This is a genomic window from Flavobacterium endophyticum (assembly GCF_003634455.1).
Lineage (GTDB): Bacteria > Bacteroidota > Bacteroidia > Flavobacteriales > Flavobacteriaceae > Flavobacterium > Flavobacterium endophyticum.
On the sequence record NZ_RBLC01000003.1, the window covers coordinates 169093 to 188398 of the forward strand.

Consider the following 19306-nt stretch of genomic DNA (forward strand, 5'->3'; position numbering starts at 1 on the left):
TTTATGGAAAATAGGAAAAATTACTTTCAGAAATTATTCTTGACGGCTTTGTTGGCGATACAAACTTTTATGCTTTTAACTTCTTCTGGAGCCGAAGCACAGCAAAGAATCATCAACAATAATAAACTCCGTGTTGGAAATGGTGCAGAAAACTCTATCAACAACACAGGAAACATGCAGCAGCCTTTTTATTACAACTCAATTGCTGCACAATGGCGAAAATTGACATATAGCAATTATGCTCTTGACAATGCTTATGCAGTTGGAGGAGATGGAACCAGTGAATGGAATTTAAATGGAACCATCGTTCAAAATCCAGCCTTGACCAACCAAACGATCGATTATTCAGGATTCACGTATACTACCGCTCCAAATGGGTATGGTACAGTCGTATCGAAAGGAAATATAAATGTGGGTGGTTCGCTTCTTGAAGTCGAAAACACTTTTAGTCTTTTGCAAAATGCTGGCTACATCGAAGTAAAAGTAAAAGTAAAAAATGTGAGTGCCGCACCAATCAGCAATGTTAGGATTTGGGTAGGAACCCGAGACGACTTTGTTGGTCTGACAGACAGCAATATAAAGCAAAAAGGAAATTTAGTAAATGGAGCCTTTGTATTGAATACCATACCTTCACAGTCATCCGCCGCATTAAAGATTTATAATAATGACGAGGCTATTCTTTTTTATTCCAATTCTCCAAGAGGAAATACAATCGTAAATAGTTGTTGCGATTGGAATAATGTCATCAATCAAAATCCGCAGACTTCTGTAGTAAATTCAGGAACTACCGATGGTTCTTATGGTTTCTATGTGCGTTTCAACAATTTAGCCGTAAATGCTAGCGATGAGTTCACTTGGTATTATGCTGCAGGAACAATCGCTGATATTGATGAAATCATTGAAGATGTTGCACAAGCAAGCGGAGCCGTAAATAATATCACGTATACCTCAGCTGTTTTTAATTCTACTTCAGAAAATGCTGTAAATGGTTATTATATTGTCGTACCGCAAGGCTCAACAGCTCCAACAGAAGCTCAAATCCAAGCAGGTACCAACTACGGATCTGTTACATCAATAGCCCATGGTTCCTCTGCTATGCCTGCTAATGTTGAAACTGCGTTTCCGATCACAGGACTATCTCCTAATACAACTTATGAATTGTATTTTGTAACTCGAGATGCTGTTCCTGCCTATTCAACAATTTACCACACTACGTTTACCACGCTAGCGTATACAATTCCAAATGTGACAGCTACGACAGCTGCGAGTTCAATAACCGCAATTACGGCTGCATCAGGAGGAACCATAGGTTCTGACGGCGGGCAAGCGGTTACGGCAAGAGGAATTTGCTGGAGCACTTCCGCAAATCCGACAATTGCAAATAGCGTAACAACGGATGGTTCTGGTCTTGGCACATTTACAAGCTCAATGGCTGGATTGAATTCAGGAACGACTTATTATGTCAGAGCTTATGCTACAAACTCTGTAGGAACTGGCTACGGACCACAAGTTACGTTTACAACTGTAGCAAATAACAATCCTACAATTTCAGCTGTAGCAAATCAGGCCGTATGTGCAAATGCAGCAACTGCAGCACTAGCCTTTACAGTTGCCGATGTTGAAACTGCTGCAGTCAACCTGACAGTAACTAGAAGTTCTTCAAATACAACCCTTGTCCCAGTTTCAAATATCGTTTTAGGGGGCACAGGTACGAATAGAACTGTCACTGTAACGCCAGCAGCCAACCAACATGGAACGGCTACAATAACACTTACAGTCACTGACCAATTAGGCGCTACTGCGACGACGACCTTTACTCTAACAGTAAACCAGTTCCCTGTAATTTCGTACGCATCGGCTACCTATAATTTATACCAAAGCCAGACGATTACTCCTATTGCCGTTACAAATACAGGCGGCGCTAGTACAAACTGGAGTATTTCGCCAGCTTTGCCAGCCGGGTTAACTTTTAACACTGCCAATGGAACCATTTCAGGAACTCCAACAGGGTCGCAATCTTCTGTGAGCTATACTGTAACAGCAAACAACAATAGCTGTACTGCCACAACAAGCTTTTCAATCTACATAACTCCATGCAACACTTTTAACGCATCAGATGTTATAACAAATGGAAATGCTATCTTAATCGGAAATGAAGCACGTCTTACAGAAAACATAGGCAATCTATTCGGTTCTGTTTGGGGGAAAGCAAGACTTGACTTGAACGAAAACTTCAAAATCAGTACGCAACTTTATTTTGGTTCATCCGACGCAGGAGCTGACGGACTTGCTTTTGTATTGCAACCTTTATCATCCAACCAAGGCACTTTGGGAGGCGGAGTAGGATATCAAGGCATTACGCCTTCTCTAGCGGTAGAGTTTGATACATATTACAATCCTGGTTCAGATCCTATTTCGAATGACCATATCGCGATTGTAAGAAATGGTCAAGCACAAATCACTTCAGCTCATTCTGAGTTTGCACCTTACTATAATGCCGGACAGATAGAAGATGGTAATTGGCACGATGCTGTTTTTGAGTGGATTGCTGCTTCAAAAACGTTTAAGGTAACTTATGAAGGCTCGGTAATCTTCAATACTGTAATTGATATTCCTACTACTATTTTAGGAAATCAGTATGCGTATTGGGGATTCACAGCAGCAACTGGAGGTTCTACAAGCGAACACAGAGTACGTTTTAACGGCTACTGCTTGACATCGATTGTAAGCACGCCACCTACAATTTCAGCTATTGCAAACCAAAGCTATTGCTATAATACTCCAGGTTCAGTTACTGCCACCGTAGCTGACAGTGAATCACCTGTAGCTAATATTTCGCTTCAGGCTACTGGCTCTACGAATACAGCTTTGCTTCCTTTGGCCAATATTTCGATTTCAGGAACTGGAGCTACAAGAACAGTAAATTTCACTCCTGTAACGGGACAATTCGGAACTTCAACTGTAACGTTAACAGTAACAGATGGCGATGGTTCTACCGCTACAAGAACATTTAATGTTACTTTTAACGATACTGTAAATCCTACAGCTATTGCCCAAAACGTTACTGTTTATTTAGGAACAAACGGGCAAGGCTCAACAACAGCTGCGGCTATAAACAATGGTTCGTCTGACAATTGCGGTATTGCTACTATTACAGCTTCTCCGCTTACTTTTAATGGAACAAATTTAGGAGCCAATACAGTAACATTGACTGTAACTGATGCAAAAGGAAATGTGGGCACGGCAACATCAACCGTAACGGTTATTGATAACATCGCTCCAACAGTAATAACGCAAAACACAACTGTATCAATTGCTGCCAATGGTCAAGTGGTCCTAACTCCTGCCCAAGTAAACAACGGTTCTTTTGACAACGTAGGAATTACTTCATTAACAGTAAGTCCAAGCACGTTCAACTGTTCTAATCTAGGTCCAAATACAGTAACGCTTACAGCCACTGATGCTAGCGGAAATACTTCTTCTTCAACAGCAGTAGTAACGGTTCAAGACACTACAAATCCGACTATTATTACCCAAAATATCACCGTACATCTAAATGCAGCCGGTATTTACAATTTAGTCCCGTCAGAAGTAAACAATGGTTCTTATGACAATTGCAGTATTTCTAATCTCGGAATTACCAGAGCTTTATTTACCTGCGTTGATGCTGGACAAAGTTTCACCATTACGCTTTTTGGGAATGATCCTTCAGGTAATTTAGGCGCGGCTACCGCAGTTGTAACTGTAGCCGACGTGATGGCTCCTAATGTAATTACTCAAAACATTACAGTACAGCTAGACGCAAATGGCCAAGCTACGATTACTCCTGCCCAAATCAACAATGGCTCAACAGACAATTGCGGTATTGCTTCTTATTCGTTAAGCAAAACTACTTTTAATTGCTCTGAGACTGGAGCAAACACGGTAACATTATCGGTGGCAGATATCCATGGAAATGTCGGAACCTCAACAGCAGTTGTAACGGTTCAAGACATTATCAATCCAACAATCATCACTCAGAACATTACGGTTCAATTAGACGCTAATGGACAAGCAGTAATTGTTCCTGCAGCTGTAAATAATGGTTCTTTCGACAATTGTGCTATCGTAACTTATGCTTTAGACAACACGGCTTTTGACTGTACAAATGTAGGATCGAATACCGTGACTTTGACAGGAACAGATGCTAGTGGCAATTTAGCTTCAAATACTGCTATAGTAACTGTCGAAGATTCAATCGCACCGATCGTGCTTACACAGAATATCACCGTTCAGCTAGATGCCAACGGGCAGGCAACAATCACGCCTGCACAGATTAACAATGCGTCGACTGACAACTGCGCTATCGCGACTTATGCTTTAGACGACACGGCTTTTGACTGTACAAACGTAGGTCCGAATACCGTAACCTTGACTGTGACTGACGTAAACGGAAATTCGGCTTCGAATACCGCTGTTGTAACTGTAGAAGATTCAATCGCGCCGATCGTGCTTACTCAGAATATCACCGTTCAGCTAGATGCCAACGGACAGGCAACAATCACGCCTGCACAGATTGACAATGCATCGACTGACAACTGTATTATCGCGACTTATGCTCTAGACATAACAAGTTTCGACTGTACAAACGTTGGACCGAATACCGTAACCTTGACTGTGACTGACGTAAACGGAAACTCGGCTTCAAATACTGCAGTAGTAACTGTAGAAGATTCAATCGCGCCGATCGTGCTTACGCAGAATATCACCGTTCAGCTAGATGCCAACGGACAGGCTACGATTACTCCTGCACAGATTGACAATGCGTCGACTGACAATTGTACTATCGCAACTTATGCTTTAGACACTACGGCTTTTGACTGTACAAACGTAGGTCCGAATACCGTAACCTTGACTGTGACTGACGTAAACGGAAATTCAGCTTCGAATACCGCTGTCGTGACTGTAGAAGATTCAATCGCGCCGATCGTGCTTACGCAGAATATCACCGTTCAGCTAGATGCCAACGGACAGGCTACGATTACTCCTGCACAGATTGACAATGCGTCGACTGACAATTGTACTATCGCAACTTATGCTTTAGACACTACGGCTTTTGACTGTACAAAAGTAGGTCCGAATACCGTAACCCTGACTGTGACTGACGTAAACGGAAATTCGGCCTCAAATACCGCTGTCGTGACTGTAGAAGATGTTATGGCTCCTATAGTATTGACCCAAAATATCACTATTGAATTAGATACAAACGGTCAAGCAACAATTACGCCTGCACAAATCAATAATGTATCGACTGACAACTGTGCTATTGCAACTTATTCATTAGATAAGACAGCTTTCGACTGTACAAATGTAGGTCCGAATACCGTGATCTTGACAGTGACAGATATCTATGGAAATGCCGCTTCGGATACCGCTGTAGTAACAGTAGAAGACAATATCAACCCTACTGTTCTTACACAAAATATTACGGTACAATTAGATGCTAACGGGCAAGCGACAATCATGCCTGCACAAATAAACAACGGTTCTTTTGACAATTGCGCTATTGCGACCTATGCTTTAGACACAACTGCTTTCAACTGTACAAATGTCGGTCCAAACACAGTGACTTTGACTGTAACAGATGTCAATGGAAATGTGGCTTCAAATACTGCTGTAGTAACTGTTGAAGATAACATCCTTCCAACAATGATTGCTCAAAACGTGACGGTTCACCTAAATATCAATGGTGAATATACTTTGACTATTGCAGATGTAAACAATGGTTCTTTTGACAACTGTGCTATCGAAACGATGGGAATCTCTCGTTCTTTCTTTAATTGTTCAGATATTGGATCTACTAACACGATTACGCTATTTGGTGTTGATGTAAACGGAAATTATGCTTCTACAACAGCTATAATTACTGTTGCCGACATGATGGCTCCTACTGTAGTTACTCAAAACATTACAGTACAATTAGACACTGCTGGACAAGCAACAATTACTCCTGCTCAAATCAACAATGGTTCAACAGATAATTGCGGTATTGCTTCGTATGCTCTTGACATAGCTGCTTTCAATTGCACAAATGTGGGTCCAAACACAGTGGCTCTTACCGTAACAGACAATTATGGAAATGCTGCTTCAAATACAGCAATAGTAACTGTAGTTGATCAAATTGCTCCGACAGTAATTACGCAGAACATGACTGTCAACTTAGATGCTAACGGACAAGCGACAATTACTCCTGCTCAGATCAACAATGGCTCTACAGACAATTGTGCGATTGCAACTTATACGCTAGATGCAACAAGTTTTGACTGTACAAACGTTGGTCCAAACACAGTAACACTTACGGTAACTGATGTCAACGGAAACATTTCGACACAAACAGCTATCATAACGGTTGTCGACCAAATTGCTCCGACAGTAATTACGCAGAATATCACGGTTCAATTGGATGCAAACGGACAAGCGGTAATCACTCCTGCTCAAATAAACAATGGTTCTTCAGACAACTGTTCAGGCGTTATATATACTCTTGATATTTCTGACTTTACTTGTACCAATGTGGGCGCAAACACAGTAACCCTTACAGCAACAGATGCAAGCGGAAACGTTTCATCTAACACGGCTATTGTAACGGTTCAAGATTTGATCGCTCCGACAGTAATCACTCAGAACATCACTGTTCAGTTAGACGCTAACGGACAAGCAACGATTACTCCAGCCCAGATCAACAATGGCTCATCAGACAATTGTACTATTGCAACGTATGCACTGGATGTAACAAGTTTTAATTGTGCTAACGTAGGTACAAATACGGTGACTTTAACAGCAACTGACGTAAACGGAAATACAGCTTCAAATACAGCAATCGTAACTGTAGTTGATTCTATTGTTCCGACAGTAATTACGCAGAATATCACAGTCCAGTTAGATGTAAATGGACAGGTGACAATTGCTCCGGCCCAGGTTAATAATGGATCTACAGATAATTGCGCGATTGCAACTTATACACTAGATGTAACAAGTTTTAACTGTACAAACGTGGGTCCAAACACAGTGACTTTAACAGTAATTGATGTTAACGGAAATACAGCTTCGAATACGGCTATAATAACCGTTCAAGATGCAATGGCTCCATTTGCAATCACGCAGGACGTAACCATTTCTCTTGACGCAGAAGGAATGGCTTATGTTACCGCTATGGATATTAATAATGGCTCTTCAGATAATTGCGGCATCGCCTCTATTACAATAAGCCAGACCGCATTTAACTGCGGCGAAACGGGAACCAACTTCGTGACAATGACCGTTACAGACGTTCATGGAAATGTCTCAGAAGCTGAAGCTATCGTTACCGTAATCAATACTTTTGGCGATAATGATGGCGATGGAATACCAGACAACTGTGATTCTGACGATGACAACGACGGTATTGAAGATTCAATCGACAACTGTCCGCTTACTTCCAATCCAGATCAGATTGATACTGACAACGACGGAATTGGCGATGCTTGCGACGACGATTACGATAATGACGGTGTTCTAAACGAATCAGACAACTGTCCGTTCACCTATAACCCAGGTCAGGAAGATATCGATAAAGATGGAATCGGAGACGTTTGCGACTTGACAGAAATCAACATTTCTCAAGCCTTTACACCAAACGGCGACGGAGTCAATGATACTTGGCAAATTATCAACATCACGAACTATCCAAATTCTGTAGTAAAAGTATTCAACAGATGGGGTTCTGAAGTATTCAGTGCCAAAGGATACAAAAATGATTGGAATGGTCATTATAAAGGTTCTAGCAATCCGCTTCCAGAGTCCTCATACTATTATCAAATTGATTTAGGAAATGGAACTCCTGCTTATGAAGGATGGATTTACCTTACACGATAATCAGCAATAAATAAAAATGACAATCATTATGAAAACATTATATAAATTAAACGCTGTACTGTTATTTTTCTTTGCCGCTTTCGCGTACGGACAACAGGAAACCAACTTTACAATCTACAGAAATAACATGAACATCATCAACCCTGCTTATGCAGGGGCTGATGGTGAAACCATAATCTCAAGCAGTTTCAAGAGCCAATGGGCCGGAGTAAAAGATGCTCCCGAAACTCAGGCTGTTTCTTTCGGAACGCCTACCGGAAAAAGATTAGGTATTGGACTTTCTGTGATAAACGACAAAACCTTCGTAGAAAAACAAACTTCGGTTTTTGCAGACTTCTCTTATTTGATTCCTATGAACGAAACGCTTGATCTTTATTTAGGAGTAAAAGCAGGAGGAAATTTCTACGACGTAAATGTGAATGGATTACAGACCTACAATGTGTCTCCAGATCCGTCATTGGTCAATATCAGCAGGTTTAATCCAAATTTTGGAATTGGCGCCTATTTGAAGCATGAAAAGTATTACATCTCGCTTTCTTCTCCAAAAATGCTCAGCACACAACGTGCTAAAAATCAAGATGGCGTTGCAACAGTTGCTTCAGACAGGCCGCATATCTATTTAAGCGGAGGTTATGATATCAAATTGAATGAAAATTTCATACTGAAGCCTTCGACATTGTTTCGTTATGTAAATGGAGCCCCTACTTCTTTAGATATTACGGGAGTTTTGAATTACAAGAAACAATTTGAACTGGGTGCTGCTTATAGAACCGACAAAGCTATCAGTGGATTAGCAACCATAAAAGTCAACAACTGGCTTGATTTCGGATACGCTTACGAGCATTCGCTAAGAGATGAAATTGCAAGCGTGACTAATGGAACACATGAGTTTTATTTGCGATTCAACTTAACGCCAAAAGCAAACTAAATGTTTTGATTACAAATTTTGGCAAACAGAAAGCGGGGACAATTGTCCCCGCTTTCTTATTTTATTTAGAGTTCTTTTTAAACAGTATCAATAAAATTCTTTTCGGTCTTATTAAAAACTAAAAGGCCTAACAAGAAAATCACGATTGAAAATACCACAGAGTAGATAAGTCCAAAGGCTGTAAACTCACCTTTTCCTAAAAAAGAGTATTTAAAAAACTCGAAAAGACTTGTCAGCGGATTTAGATAAACAAGATTTTCATAACCATACGGTTTCAATTTTTTTACTACTAAAGAAGTCGGATAAACCACAGGAGTCAAGTACATATAAAGCTGTACTCCGAAACCCACCAAAAAAGTCAAGTCTCTATATTTTGTCGTAAGAGAAGAAATTATCATTCCAAATCCAAGAGAAATCAATGCCATTAAAAGCAAAAGGATTGGCGTAAAAACGATTTCCCAATTCGGCAGCGTTGCTTTTCCTTTCGCGATAAAATAGAACATCACGCAAATAAAAAACAAAAACTGTATCCCGAATTTCAAAAGATTGGATATCGTTACCGACATCGGCATGATAACTCTTGGAAAATAAACCTTACCAAAAATATTCTGGTTGGATTTAAAAGTATCTGATGTAGACTTAAAACAGTCTGAAAAATAAAACCATAATGTGTTTCCGGCCAGCGCAAAAAGGAAGTAGTTAATCCCGTCCGACTCAATTTGGGCAATCTTATTAAAAATTACAAATTGGATTATAGAAGTCAATAGCGGCTGAATCAAAAACCACAACGGCCCGAGAATCGTTTGCTTGTAATACGTCACTATATCTCTTTTGACAAACAGCAACAGCAAGTCGCGATACCGCCAAACTTCTCTAAAATTAAAGGAAACTAATTTCCTCTTCGGTGTTATTTCATAGAGCCATTGCTGGTCTTTCAGGCTGTTTTCCATCTCTTTTGTTATTTTCTCAGCCATTTTTTAGATATTCTTTTTAAACGATTTCCTGACTCTTCTTCGTCATGATATCCATTACTGTAATCTCCGTAGCCATAGCCATAGCCGTAACCATATCTGGCCTTGCTTTCGTAGCCATTAAAAATAATGCTGATATTGCTAAGCTCGCCTCTCTTATGTTTGTCGTTTACCAAAGCAAGCATTCCTTTTTTGGTCACATTTTGGCGGACAACATATAAAGTAGCATCACAATATTGTGCGAGTTCTAGCGCATCAGAAACTAGACCGACAGGCGGCGTGTCCAAAATAATATAATCGTATCGATTCTTTAGGTCATCTAAAAGTTCCTTCATGCTATCACCCAAAATCAATTCTGCTGGATTTGGAGGAATAGGCCCCGAGGTAATAACATCTAAAAATGAAATTTGTGTTTTTTGGATGATCTCATCTGCTGTTTTTTGTCCGATCAAATAATTGACCACCCCGAAAGTATTGTCAAGATTGAAATCGCCAAAAATCTTAGGCTTTCTCAAATCCAATCCTACGATAACGGTCTTTTTTTCGCTCAAGGCAAAAACAGTAGCAATATTAATCGAGCAGAAGGTTTTTCCTTCGCCACTGATAGACGAAGTGAGCATCAAGGTTTTTGCACCCGAAAGGTTTTGCTTTTTATACAAAAATTGAAGGGAAGAACGTATAGCCCTAAAAGATTCTGCCAAAGCCGATTTAGGCTTTTCAAGAACCGCAAGATTGCTAGGCGTCTTCTTTTTGCCGACAACACCAAGCAACGGGATTTTTGTCAACCTAGAAATATCTTCGGCCGTATGAATACTGTTGTCCATGAATGTGATGATGAAAACAATCATCAGAGGAATCATCAATCCTAAAAACAAAGCTAGTACATAGTTTACGCTGGTTTTTGGACCAATCAATCCGCCGCCGGTATCTTTTGCGGAATCAATAAAATGAATATCCGAAAGATTAGCCGCCTTGACAATGTTGGCTTCATTCCTTTTTTCAAGAAAAGTATTGAAGATATTTTCGGCTAGATCGTATTTTCTCGTAATCTTAAGCAAATCTTGCTGGTCTTCAGGAAGTCGCTTAATAGTACTTTCGGCTTGTCCGATTCGGGCATTGACCAGCGCCAAGTCGTTCTGGATTACCGATTTTGCCGATGCTATATTTTCTAAAAGGACTTTTTTGATAGACTCCATCTCATTGTCAAAATCTCTAAAAAATCTATCGTTCTTTACCGCATAAGCTTTTTCTGAACGCTGGATAGAAAGCGCTATCAGCCTAGAAACGTTTCCGACAATATTTGGATCGTCGATTCCGGCAACAGCTGGAGCTGGCAGTTTTGAATAATCGACGCTATTATTCAAATACGATTTTAAAGTATTATAATAAGAAATCTTACGATTGATAGCATCTCTTTCTACATCTAAGCTTGTAAGTTTTTCAGATATTATTCCGCCTCCGTTTTCTAATTCAAGGACATTTTTTCCTCTTCTAAAATCTTTCAATTGGCCTTCGGTACCTTTCAACTGACCTTCCATTTCTATCAAGGTACTGTCGATGAAAGCAATCGTATTGATGGCAAATTGGTTCTTGCTGTCGAGTTGGTTCTTTTTTAAAACCTCAACCGTTGTATTCAGATAATCGACCATACGGGCCTTATTTGTGCCCTGCATAGCCAGCTTCAATATCGAGCCTCCTTTATTGTCGCTCTCTACGCTGATGCCTTGGTATTGGCCGACAACGCTATTGAAATTGTCAAATCGCACAAAATATTCTTTTCCGGCATAGGAATTTGCATCGGGTTTTAATTGCAGTTTCCATTTCAGATACGGTAATTGTACCTGCTGCCCTACTTTAAATTTCTTGGTATATTCTCCTACTGGAACGGCAATCTGGCTGTTGCTTTCATCATAATAATTGATGAGATTGACGTTTTCACTTTCAAAGGCTAGCGAAAGTTCGTATTCGGAAGCATTTACAAATTTTATTTTGATAGGAATTCCCGAAAGTTGTCCTTTGGTTTTATCAATATTGACCTTAAAAGGAGCTTCGCCATAAGCATCAATCATATTGTATTTTCCTTGCTTGAAATATTTGATATAATATTCCAATTTGGCCACGACGATTTCATTATGGGAACGCGATTTCAGGGTAGTTATGATGGTCTGTACTTTATCTGACGTACCGCCCCAGTTAAAAACCAAGCTCGTATTTGAGGTAAAAAACGGATTGCTTTCTTCACGAATGGCGATAAGGCTCTCCATTCCGTAGATTTTCTCTTTTCGGACATTTACCTGATAGGCAATCACGAAACAAACGATAAGGCTTGCCAAAAACCATTTCCAGTAGCTCAATATTTTTATCAAGAAACCTTTGAAATCGAAATTGTTTTGATTCTCAAAAAATGAAAAGTCTTTTGGGTCAAGCATGGTTATGATTATCTATTTAAAAGCACTATTGTTGTGGTAACCAAAGAAATCAGGGTAATGATGGTTCCGAGCGACTGAATTCCAGTCGTTCCGGTTCCCCAAGATTTTTGTTTTAATGGCTTAATATAAATATAATCGTTAGGCTGTATATAATAGTAAGGGGAATTCATCACGTTTCTATCGGTCAGGTCAAGCGTATGCATTTCGGTTCCGTGCGGATATTGGCGAATAATTGTTACTTCTTTTCTGTTTCCGACCATAGTTATGTCGCCAGAATTGGCAATGGCTTCCAACACATTAACCTTTTCTTGAAATAAGGTTTTGGTTCCTGGTGAAGCAATTTCGCCATTTACAGTATAACGAAGCCCGGCAAGTTTGACATTCACAAAAATATTGGCTTCTTTGTTAAAGTATTCATCCAGCAATTGTTTTTCGATCTTAATTCTGATTTCTTCCAGAGTAAATCCGAGTACATTTACTTCTCCTAAAACGGGAATTCGTATGTTTCCATGATCGTCAACAGAATAACCATTGAAGTATAAGCTTTGTTCACTTTGAGCATTTAGATTCGTCTCCGAAGCATTGAACATTTCGACCAATTTGGCGTCTAATGCCTTGATTTTGATGCTTAAGATATCGTTAGTCTGTACTCTATAAGGCTTTGCCATTACCGGATTTACGGAAGGAGTACTTTCAGAATCATTTTTTTTCTGAAGGTAGATCAAATCTTGGCTAGGGACGCAAGAGGTAAAAATAACAGCCGTCAATATCAAAAGAAACAGAAGCGCCTTCTTCATTATCAATTTTTTAGTAAACAAATATAGTTTTTCATTTAGAATCTGGTAAACAATTCTACGTATTTTTGAATGAATTTTCGAAGGGTACGCGGTGCAGGATACTCCTTCCAAGCGTTACTTCATCAGCATATTCTAGCTCATCGCCTACTGAAATTCCTCGGGCAATCGTAGATGTAACGATATCGCATTCTTTTATCTGCCTGTAGATGTAAAAATTGGTCGTATCGCCTTCCATAGTCGAGCTTAAGGCAAAAATAAGTTCGCGGATATTTCCTGTTTTTACTTTTTCGACCAATGTTGGAATGTTGAGCTGGCTCGGTCCGATTCCGTCGATAGGGGAAATCTTGCCTCCTAAAACGTGATAAATTCCTCTAAATTGCCCTGTGTTTTCAATGGCCATGACATCACGGATATCTTCAACGACGCAAATCAGCTGATGGTCACGGTTTTGATTGGAACATATCTCACAGATGGCAACATCGGAAATATTGTGGCAACTTTGACAGAATTTGATTTCTTCACGCATGTTCAAAAGCGCTTGAGACAGCAAACCGGTCTGCTCTTTAGGTTGTTTTAGCAAATGCAAGACCAATCGCAATGCAGTCCGCTTGCCTATTCCTGGCAATTGGGACATTTCATAAACTGCTTTTTCTAAAAGTTTTGAAGAAAATTCCATAGACTGCAAATATACTAAACAGCGCCTTGATTCCTAATATGCATAAAGACTGTTTTAAACAAAAAAGCCTCCTGATCAACAGGAAGCTTTTTATTTGTTTTTTATATAAAAGCTATTTGACTGCTTTTGCAGATACTGCTGCTTTTTTTATCTCGTCTTTGAAAGTCGTTTTGGCTTTGACATCATAGCCTCCGGAAACCATAATCGTATTCTGCTCATCGACTTTTACGACATAAATTTCCATAACCAAATCTTGTCCTTGATCGTTTTTGATCATGGCTGTCTGGTATAAGATGCTTTTGCCTTTTTCATTCAGTTCGCCTTTTTTTACTTCTGTCAGATCTTTGTCTTCTCCAATAGCCTGCATTTCTTTTTTTGCTTCTTCATAAGACTGCGACATCAGGTTAGCCATTATAAAGGCTACTGGTTCTGTCGACATGTACATATTTCCTTCTGCCATTGGGAATAAGGACTTATTGAAATTCATATCAATCTTGACGTCAGAAACGGCCTCTTCTTGCGCAAAGCCTGCATAGGAAACTAAAAACAGGACAACTGCAGTAACGATTTTTTTCATTTATTTTCTTTTTGATTTATATCAAATTTAGAATAAAACTATGATTAATTGCTATTTTTGATTAAATTTTATTTGCTTTGCAATAAACTCAGACTGATGCAGCCACTTACCATTCTACTCATAATCGTCATTTATTTCGGGATATTGATATTGATTTCCAATAGGGTCAGCAAGAAAGATTCAGGCAATGATGCTTTTTTTAAGGCCAATAAAAATTCTAAATGGTATCTTGTCGCTTTTGGAATGATTGGGACAGCCTTGTCTGGCGTGACTTTTATTTCTGTTCCTGGGCAGGTCGGTTCGCCTGATATCCAATTTAAATATTTTCAGTTTGTTTTGGGAAATGCGATTGGTTTTATCTTGATTGCAAAAGTACTGCTTCCGCTGTATTACCGTATGAACCTAACATCAATTTATGGATATATCGAACAGCGACTGGGCCATATTTCGTACAAAACGGCGGCTTCTATTTTTTTGATAAGTCGTACGATTGGTTCTGCAGCACGGCTTTACCTAGTGGTTATCGTTTTACAACGTTATGTTTTTGATGCTTTTGGAGTTCCGTTTTGGGTTACCGTCTTGATTTCGCTTGGGCTGATTTTTGCTTATACCTATCGCGGCGGCCTAAAAACGATTATTATTACTGATACTTTGCAGACCTTATTCTTAGTTTCTTCTGTTATTTTTACGATTTATTTTATCTGCGACAGTTTGAATTACAATATTCCCGAAGCATTTGAAGCCGTAAAAAACAGCAATTATTCTAAAGTATTTTTCTTCGAAGATTGGCTCAAAAGCAATTATTTCTGGAAGCAGATTTTGGGAGGTATTTTTGTAACCATAGCCATGGTCGGACTTGACCAAGACTTAATGCAGAAAAACTTAAGCTGTAAAAATATTGGTGAGGCTCAAAAAAACATGTTTACATTTACGGGAATATTTGTGGTTATCAATATTTTCTTCTTGAGCGTAGGTGCGTTGCTTTATATCTATGCAGAAAAAAACGGCATCAGTGTTCCTTTGGATGCTGTAACTGGAAAGCCAAGAACGGATTTGTTATTCCCTGAAATTGCTTTTAATTACTTGACTTTGATTCCGTCGATTGTATTTTTATTAGGCTTAACAGCAGCTACTTTTGCAACCACAGATTCAGCATTAACTGCATTGACCACTTCTTTCTGTGTAGACTTTTTAGGAATGGACAAGGCTGAGAATGCTTTGAACCCGAACATGGTGCGAACTAGGCATTTTGTCCATATTGGGTTTTCGCTATTGATGTTCCTTGTGATTTTGGTAATCTATCTTTTAAACAGCGATGCTGTAGTAGGATTGATTTTTAAAGTCGCGGCATACACATATGGCCCGCTCTTGGGATTGTATTCTTTTGGGCTATTTATGAAAACAAAAACGGTCAATGACAAACTTGTTCCGATTGTCTGCATATTGGCTCCGGCAATTACTTTCTGTATCAGCTCGTATTCTACGGAGTTATTTGGAAATTATCAATTTGCCGAAGAGCTGATTATCCTTAACGGCGGCCTGACCTTTTTAGGATTGCTTTTAATCAGCAAAAAGGCTACAAAGGAAACACGATTTTAATCTTCTTTCAAAATAAAAATGACTTGGAATATCCAAGCCATTTCGTATTCTTAAAACTGATTCGTTGAAAGCAGTACTAAAGTACAGGCAACTTCCACTTTGATGTTATTTACTTTTAAAAGCTGGTAAAATTCTGGATTTTCCGTACCAGGATTAAAGATTACTCTTTTTGGAGACAAGGAAATGACATAGTTGTAATAATCTCTTTGGCGTTGCGGATTCAGGTATAAAGTAACCGTATCAATATTTGTAAACGGAATTTGTTTGGTCTGGATTTTTACGCCCAAAACTTCTTCTTCTTTCAAGCCTATCGCAACTACAGAATGTCCCTTCCCAGTTAGGCTTCTTATTGCCATATACGAATAGCGTGCCGGGTTCGACGAAGCTCCTAATACTAATGTCTTTTTGTTTTTCATGGATAAATATATAGATGCAAATTTACTTATTTTCAGGGCGGAAGCACTATTTTTATTAAAACAATAACATCAATAAGTTCCTTTGATGGTTTGGTAATAATCTATCGGGAGCATGTCTCCTACTTTCAAAGAACCTAGATATCCTCCAACCATCACGCCATATAAAGGCTGAAAGTTTCCGTTATTGTCAACTATGAGAACTTTTTCGATAAAGTCAGCAAGCGATTGCTTTTTGCCGTCATACATAATATTAAAAGGTATTTTAACTTCTTCGTATTTTAAAACTTCTATTTTTTTCGTCCCGTCAAAATTAGTAGCAGTGCCTTCTTTTTTATATACGGCAGTTTTCTTTGTGGGCTCTTTAATGAGCGTAACTTTTTTCATGCCCAAAGTATCGCTCACTTTAAAATATTCTTTTGGATCTACTTTAAATCGGTCTACAAAAAGAGCCAGTTTTTCTTTCTCCCAGCTTTCGTTCGCTATCGTATTTACAAAATGAGAAGTCGATCCCAAATAAGATTGCGTCCTTCTTTTATTTATCTTTTTAGTTTGGGACAATTCTTTATAAAATGTTGAACCTGCAAAATAGCTTTTCGCAATAGAAAAACTGGACAGGCTTCTTTTCCTATATTCAACATTAAAATCTACCAATTCGAAGAAAACTTCATAGCCCAGATAAGCGTTTTTTATTTTGATCGGTTTATGCGAAGTAGCGCTCAAAGTATTTGTTGTGATATCGTAAAACACATTAATATCGTCTTCATTTAGGATTTTGCACGAAAGTCCGGCTTCTGTAGTTCCAAGAAATTGTTCCTTGAAAGCTTTCAGCATCTCTTTTCGGGTAAAGGGTCCTTTTTCGAGAACAACCTCAACCATGGCGATTGCTTCTTCTTCCATCAAAGCCCGAATCTGTTTGTTTTGAAAAGGATTCTCCAACCGTATCGTCTTATATCCGACATAGCTAATTATCAAAGCAGCCTGACTATTTCCGTTTCCATTAATCTTGAAATAGCCTTCGGCATCTGTCACAGTCGAGATAGTAGTTCCATCTAGATACACTGTTGCGGCTTGCAAAACATTATTTTGCATGTCATACACATGGCCTTCCAATATCTGTGAATGAACTTGCGATATGGAAAATAAAATCAGTAAAAGGACAATTTTCTTTAAGAGCTTCATTTTAAAAAGAATGGTGAATTACAAATATATTGAATATGGAATTTCCTTCCTATGCCACGCGTATAAAATATAACTTGGTGTTTGATAATGATAATTTATTTATAACTTTACTACATCCAGCATTTCCGATTTTAATTTTACAACAAAAACTATGGAGATTTTCATTTATGTTTTCGCTGCACTTTTTTCAGTTATCAATCCTTTAGGAGCCGTACCAATTTTTGTGGGACTGACTCAGCAAGACACCAAAGAAGAGCGCTCCAGGATATCGCTTTGGACAGCAATCAATGTTTTTATAATTCTGATTATCTCCTTTTTTATAGGACAATATGTGCTAAACTTTTTCGGAATCAGCATTGATGCCTTAAGGATTGCTGGAGGATTAATCATTTTGAATTCCGGATTTGCCTTGCTTTCTGGAAGGTTTAATAAGACCAGAGGCGTCAATAAAAAAGTGGAAAACGATGCCCAAAATAGAAATGACATTGCCTTGACACCGCTTGCGATTCCGATGCTTGCAGGTCCTGGATCAATTTCGCTTTTAATCGCCTTATATCAAGATTATAAACTACTGGACGAACAAATTATCGTCTGCCTTTCGATAGCTACAGTTGCCATCGTTATCTTTTTGGTCATGCGAAGCGCTCATTATCTTTCGAGAATCCTAGGAGCTTCTGGAATTGTAGCAATCTCAAGAATTATAGGTTTTATAGTAATTGCAATCGGAGTGCAGTACATTAGCAGCTCTGTAGTAAATATCATAAAAACGATATCTTTTCAATAAAACAAAAGCCCCGAATTTTTCGGGGCTTTTTGCTTATTTTTGTATGTCATTATTCTTTAGGAAGGAATATCTCCGCCATCATGCATCGTGCACTTCCGCCGCCACAAGCTTCAATGGTATCAAGGCTTGAGCTGATAATTTCGCAGTGGTATTCTAATTTCTCAATCTGTACAGGCTTTAGGCTTTTATAAGCCGCTGCACTCATGATTAAATATCGTTTATCGTCCTTTCCTCTAACTTCCAACATGTTTCCTGCAAAGTTATTGACTTGGTCTTCGGTAATCAGGATAATTTCTTTTCCATCTGCTTTTAGGTTATCCAAGACCATTTTTCTTTCTTTTTTATCATCAATGCAATCGGCACAGATAACAGCAAAAGTCTCGCCCAAACACATCATGACGTTGGTGTGGTAGATTAGTTTTCTTTCGCCATTGACTGTCTGGAAAGCTTCAAAAATTACCGGAGCATAATCAAAGTCTTCGCAAAATTCAATAAAAAGTTCTTCATCGGCTCTTGGAGATAAGGCGCAATAGGCTTTTCCATTCGCTCTATCCAACAACAAACTGCCCGTTCCTTCTAGAAAGATATTATCTTCTTCGGCAGAAGTATAATCCACAATATTATCGATTCTGTAACCTTCGTCTTCCAATAAATCTAAGATATCTTCGCGACGTTCTTCACGGCGGTTTTCGGCAAACATCGGATATAAGGCAACGTCGCCATTTTCATGAAAAGAAATCCAGTTGTTTGGAAAAATAGAATCAGGCGTATCTGGAGTTTTAGTGTCTTCAACAACCGTCACATTGATCCCAACCGCTCTTAGTTTTTCTACAAAAGCATCAAATTCCTGTTGCGCTTTTGCGTTCACCGTTTCTGGAAGCAATCCATCCAATACTTTTTGGTAATAATTGTTTACCGCTGTCTGTTCATTCATTCGGAAAGCTACCGGACGAATCATCAAAATGGAATTTGTCGTTTGTTTCATAATTTATAGTTGATAGTTGGTAGTTTACAGTTGATAATTGATAGTTGATAGTTGAAATATCAAAATCGACAC

The 19306-nt window shown here is 38.9% G+C and carries 12 protein-coding genes; 4 read left to right on the forward strand and 8 right to left on the reverse strand.

Going from position 1 to position 19306, the window contains the following annotated elements:
- The first annotated feature begins 3 nt into the window (after window positions 1-3).
- Window positions 4-7893 (forward strand): lectin-like domain-containing protein, encoded by a 7890-nt coding sequence (locus CLV94_RS12250; RefSeq protein WP_121376790.1) that lies wholly within the window; start codon window positions 4-6, stop codon window positions 7891-7893.
- Between the two features lie 28 nt (window positions 7894-7921).
- Complete coding sequence (locus tag CLV94_RS12255) at window positions 7922-8821, forward strand: PorP/SprF family type IX secretion system membrane protein (protein WP_170148797.1); 900 nt, start codon at window positions 7922-7924, stop codon at window positions 8819-8821.
- A gap of 77 nt (window positions 8822-8898) precedes the next feature.
- On the opposite strand, the gene CLV94_RS12260 is transcribed toward CLV94_RS12255, so the two are convergent.
- From CLV94_RS12260 to CLV94_RS12280, 5 genes are all read right to left on the reverse strand, one after another.
- On the reverse strand, window positions 8899-9795 hold the full coding sequence (locus tag CLV94_RS12260; protein WP_245982556.1) for an ABC transporter permease: 897 nt from the start codon (window positions 9793-9795) through the stop codon (window positions 8899-8901).
- Window positions 9780-12221 carry a polysaccharide biosynthesis tyrosine autokinase gene (locus tag CLV94_RS12265; protein WP_121376792.1) on the reverse strand — a complete coding sequence of 814 codons (2442 nt, stop codon included), beginning with the start codon at window positions 12219-12221 and terminating at the stop codon, window positions 9780-9782. The genes CLV94_RS12260 and CLV94_RS12265 overlap by 16 nt, the downstream gene beginning before the upstream one ends.
- A gap of 8 nt (window positions 12222-12229) precedes the next feature.
- On the reverse strand, window positions 12230-13018 hold the full coding sequence (locus CLV94_RS12270) for a polysaccharide biosynthesis/export family protein (RefSeq protein ID WP_121376793.1): 789 nt from the start codon (window positions 13016-13018) through the stop codon (window positions 12230-12232).
- Window positions 13019-13073: 55 nt separating this feature from the next.
- Window positions 13074-13694 carry a recombination mediator RecR gene (gene recR, locus CLV94_RS12275; protein ID WP_121376794.1) on the reverse strand — a complete coding sequence of 207 codons (621 nt, stop codon included), beginning with the start codon at window positions 13692-13694 and terminating at the stop codon, window positions 13074-13076.
- Window positions 13695-13806: 112 nt separating this feature from the next.
- Window positions 13807-14271, reverse strand: coding sequence for a hypothetical protein (locus CLV94_RS12280; protein WP_121376795.1), 465 nt, complete (start codon window positions 14269-14271; stop codon window positions 13807-13809).
- 96 nt (window positions 14272-14367) lie between these two features.
- Between CLV94_RS12280 and CLV94_RS12285 the strand changes: the two genes are divergently transcribed.
- Entirely contained in the window at window positions 14368-15870 is a 1503-nt protein-coding gene (locus CLV94_RS12285) for a sodium:solute symporter (RefSeq protein ID WP_121376796.1), read from the forward strand.
- A 50-nt stretch (window positions 15871-15920) separates the two neighbouring features.
- Here the strand turns inward: CLV94_RS12285 and CLV94_RS12290 are convergent, their stop codons facing one another.
- Together CLV94_RS12290 and CLV94_RS12295 are read right to left on the reverse strand one after the other, a co-directional pair.
- Window positions 15921-16286 (reverse strand): CoA-binding protein, encoded by a 366-nt coding sequence (locus tag CLV94_RS12290; protein WP_121376797.1) that lies wholly within the window; start codon window positions 16284-16286, stop codon window positions 15921-15923.
- A gap of 69 nt (window positions 16287-16355) precedes the next feature.
- Window positions 16356-17465 (reverse strand): carboxypeptidase-like regulatory domain-containing protein, encoded by a 1110-nt coding sequence (locus CLV94_RS12295; RefSeq protein WP_121376798.1) that lies wholly within the window; start codon window positions 17463-17465, stop codon window positions 16356-16358.
- 151 nt (window positions 17466-17616) lie between these two features.
- Between CLV94_RS12295 and CLV94_RS12300 the strand changes: the two genes are divergently transcribed.
- Entirely contained in the window at window positions 17617-18249 is a 633-nt protein-coding gene (locus tag CLV94_RS12300; protein WP_121376799.1) for a MarC family NAAT transporter, read from the forward strand.
- 49 nt (window positions 18250-18298) lie between these two features.
- Here CLV94_RS12300 and ctlX read toward each other — a convergent pair whose 3' ends face one another.
- Window positions 18299-19234 carry a citrulline utilization hydrolase CtlX gene (ctlX, locus tag CLV94_RS12305; protein ID WP_121376800.1) on the reverse strand — a complete coding sequence of 312 codons (936 nt, stop codon included), beginning with the start codon at window positions 19232-19234 and terminating at the stop codon, window positions 18299-18301.
- Between the last annotated feature and the right edge of the window lie 72 nt (window positions 19235-19306).